The organism is Aliikangiella maris (genome assembly GCF_040719265.1).
Classification (GTDB): Bacteria; Pseudomonadota; Gammaproteobacteria; order Enterobacterales; family Kangiellaceae; genus Aliikangiella; species Aliikangiella maris.
Genome location: NZ_JBFDAH010000074.1, coordinates 1 through 2990 on the forward strand (window position 1 = coordinate 1; position 2990 = coordinate 2990).

The 2990-nt window shown below is 41.9% G+C and carries 1 protein-coding gene and 1 pseudogene; both read left to right on the top strand.

What is annotated here, in order from left to right:
• Positions 1 to 119: 119 nt before the first annotated feature.
• A pseudogene (locus ABVT42_RS21870) lies at positions 120 to 293 on the top strand (CHC2 zinc finger domain-containing protein); the annotation flags it as partial.
• A gap of 108 nt (positions 294 to 401) precedes the next feature.
• Positions 402 to 2948 carry a toprim domain-containing protein gene (locus ABVT42_RS21875; RefSeq protein ID WP_367024462.1) on the top strand — a complete coding sequence of 849 codons (2547 nt, stop codon included), beginning with the start codon at positions 402 to 404 and terminating at the stop codon, positions 2946 to 2948.
• The last annotated feature ends 42 nt before the right edge of the window (positions 2949 to 2990 follow it).

The window sequence follows — 2990 nt, forward strand, 5'->3', positions numbered from 1 at the left end:
CTACAGAAAAATTAAGTTTCCCGAATTCACGTTATAAAGAAGAATTGAGTGATGATGTTAATTTGGCTGAAAAGGATTGAATGGTTCGACATTAATGTGGGAAATCACAGCATGGCAAGGATAAAGTCACCCGCTGTCCATTCCATGATGATAAAACCCCATCTCTAGTGGTGAGTCCTTCCAAGAATCTGTGGCATTGCTTAGGCGCTTGCGGTGTAGGTGGCTCAGTGATTGACTGGGTGATGAAGCGAGAAGGGATCTCCTTTAAGCGTGCCGTTGAAATCCTGCAACATGATTTAGGGTTAATTGCCGAGCCTCATGAACCTGTGAAATATGCAACCACCAAGCAACTCCCTTCTAATTTAGTCGCGGAAAAGGACGAGCAAGCCGCGCTGAAACAGGTGATTGATTTTTACCACGAAACCCTCAAGCAAAGTCCTGATGCGCTTCAATATTTAGAATCACGGGGCTTAAACCATCCAGAGCTGATTAATACTTTTAAACTGGGCTTTGCCAATCGGACGTTAGGTTATCGCTTACCGGAAAAGAACCGAAAAGCGGGGGCTGAAATCAGAGGGCGTTTACAAAGTGTGGGGATTTTAAGAAAAACAGGGCATGAGCATTTTAATGGTTGTCTGGTGGTGCCTGTCATTAATGAAGCTCATCAAGTCAAGGAAGTTTACGGCCGTAAAATATTGGGTAGTAAATTACGTAAAGGAACAGCACAACATTTATATTTACCTGGTGAACATCAAGGGGTATGGAATGCTCAGTGTTTAGCGGCTAGTGATGAAATTATTTTATGTGAATCTCTGATTGATGCGATGAGCTTCTGGGTGAATGGACTCAGGAATGTGACCACCAGTTATGGCACCAATGGTTTTACTGAGGAGCTATTAAACGCCTTTATCCAACATGAAATCAAACGGGTGTTGATTGCTTATGACCGAGATGAGGCTGGAGACAATGCTGCAAAAAAACTGGCTGAACACTTAAAGAAATATGATATTGATTGTTACCGCGTGTTGTTCCCAAAAGGGATGGATGTCAATGAGTATGCCCTGCAAATGAATCCTGCGGATAAAGCGTTAGGTCTGGTTGTTAGAAAAGCGGAGCCAATGTTAAGCGCCAAAAAAAGAAATGATAATGAATCATTAAAAGCAGAGAAAACAGTTAATCAGGAAAAAGAAACACCGCCTGATTTAGTCGCTGAACTACCAGAGCCAACGGCACAAGTTCAGCCCAAAGTGGTGAGTGATGTTGAGGCACACATCAATGAGCGTGAAATAAAAATAGTGTTGGGTGATCGATGTTATCGGGTTCGAGGTTTAAGCAAAAATCTAAGCTATGACCAACTCAAAGTGAATGTGATGGTTAATAAAGATGAAGCGATCCACGTTGATACCTTAGAGCTTTACAATGCCAAACAACGCCAAACCTTTATTAAAATAGCATCGAGTGAACTCGGTGTTGAGTTCGATGTGATTAAAAAAGATTTAGGTAAAGTCCTGTTAAAGCTGGAAGCCCTGCAAGATGAGCAAATAGAAAACAAAAATCAATCGGCTGAAACAAATATCGAACTCGATGAACAAGAGAAAAATGAAGCCTTAGCCTTACTCAAAGATAAAAACCTACTGCAAAGAATTTTATCTGACTTTAACGAATGCGGTGTGGTGGGAGAAGAAACCAATAAACTGGTGGGCTACCTGGCCAGTGTTTCCAGAAAACTCGATAAGCCATTAGCCGTCATCATCCAGAGTTCATCGGCGGCTGGTAAATCATCATTAATGGATGCAGTGCTTAACTTAATGCCCGAAGAAGAGCGCGTGCAATACTCAGCCATGACAGGGCAAAGTCTGTTTTACATGGGGGAAACCAACCTTAAAAATAAAATCCTGGCCATTGCGGAAGAAGAAGGTGCAGAGAATGCCAGTTACGCCTTAAAGCTTTTACAAAGTGAGGGAGAAATCACGATTGCCTCCACTGGCAAGAATGCCACCACGGGGAATATGGAAACCCAAACCTATCATGTGGAAGGGCCGGTGATGTTGTTCTTAACGACAACGGCCATCGACATTGATGAAGAATTATTAAATCGTTGTCTGGTATTAACCGTTAATGAATCCGGTGAACAAACCGAAGCGATTCAACAAATCCAGAGGATGAATCAAACCTTAGATGGCTTGCTACAAAGTGAAATTAAAAGTGATTTAATTAAAGTTCATCGAAATGCACAGCGATTATTACGACCCTTAAAAGTCGTGAATCCCTATGCAGAATATTTAACCTTTAGAAGCGATAAAACCCGAACCAGACGCGACCATGTTAAATACTTAACCCTCATTCAAACCATTGCATTGCTGCATCAATACCAACGACCAATCAAAACTGTAACGCATCAAGAGCGAGTCGTTGAATATGTGGAAGTGACGCTGGATGATATTGATAGGGCCAATCAACTCAGCCATGAAATATTAGGCAAGACACTGGATGAGCTGCCACCCCAAACCCGAAAGTTATTATCACTGATCAACCACCTGGTTAAAACACAATGCAAAGCACAAGGCATGGATCGAACTGATTACCGATTTAGTCGCCGAACTATCCGAGAAGTCACTGGATGGAGTGACGGCCAATTAAAGATCCACTGTGGCCGATTAGAAGAAATGGAGTATCTGTTAGTACATCGAGGTGGGCGTGGAAAGTTGATTGAGTATGAACTGCTTTATGATGGTGAATTAAAAACTGAGCGCCATATGATGGGCTTGATTGATGTGGAATTACTTAAACAAAAATATGAGTACGCTGCACAAAAGTCAGGGCAAAAGGGGAACAAGTCAGCCCCAAGTCAGGGGCAAGTTAGTGCTAAGTCAGACTCAGGTGTAGTTTACTTTTTTACCATCATACTTCTTGCCAATTTATTTATCATAAGATTGTGCAAGAATTAAACGACTTTACCCAATTAACATCGTCCGCTTTTTAGTGCTTGC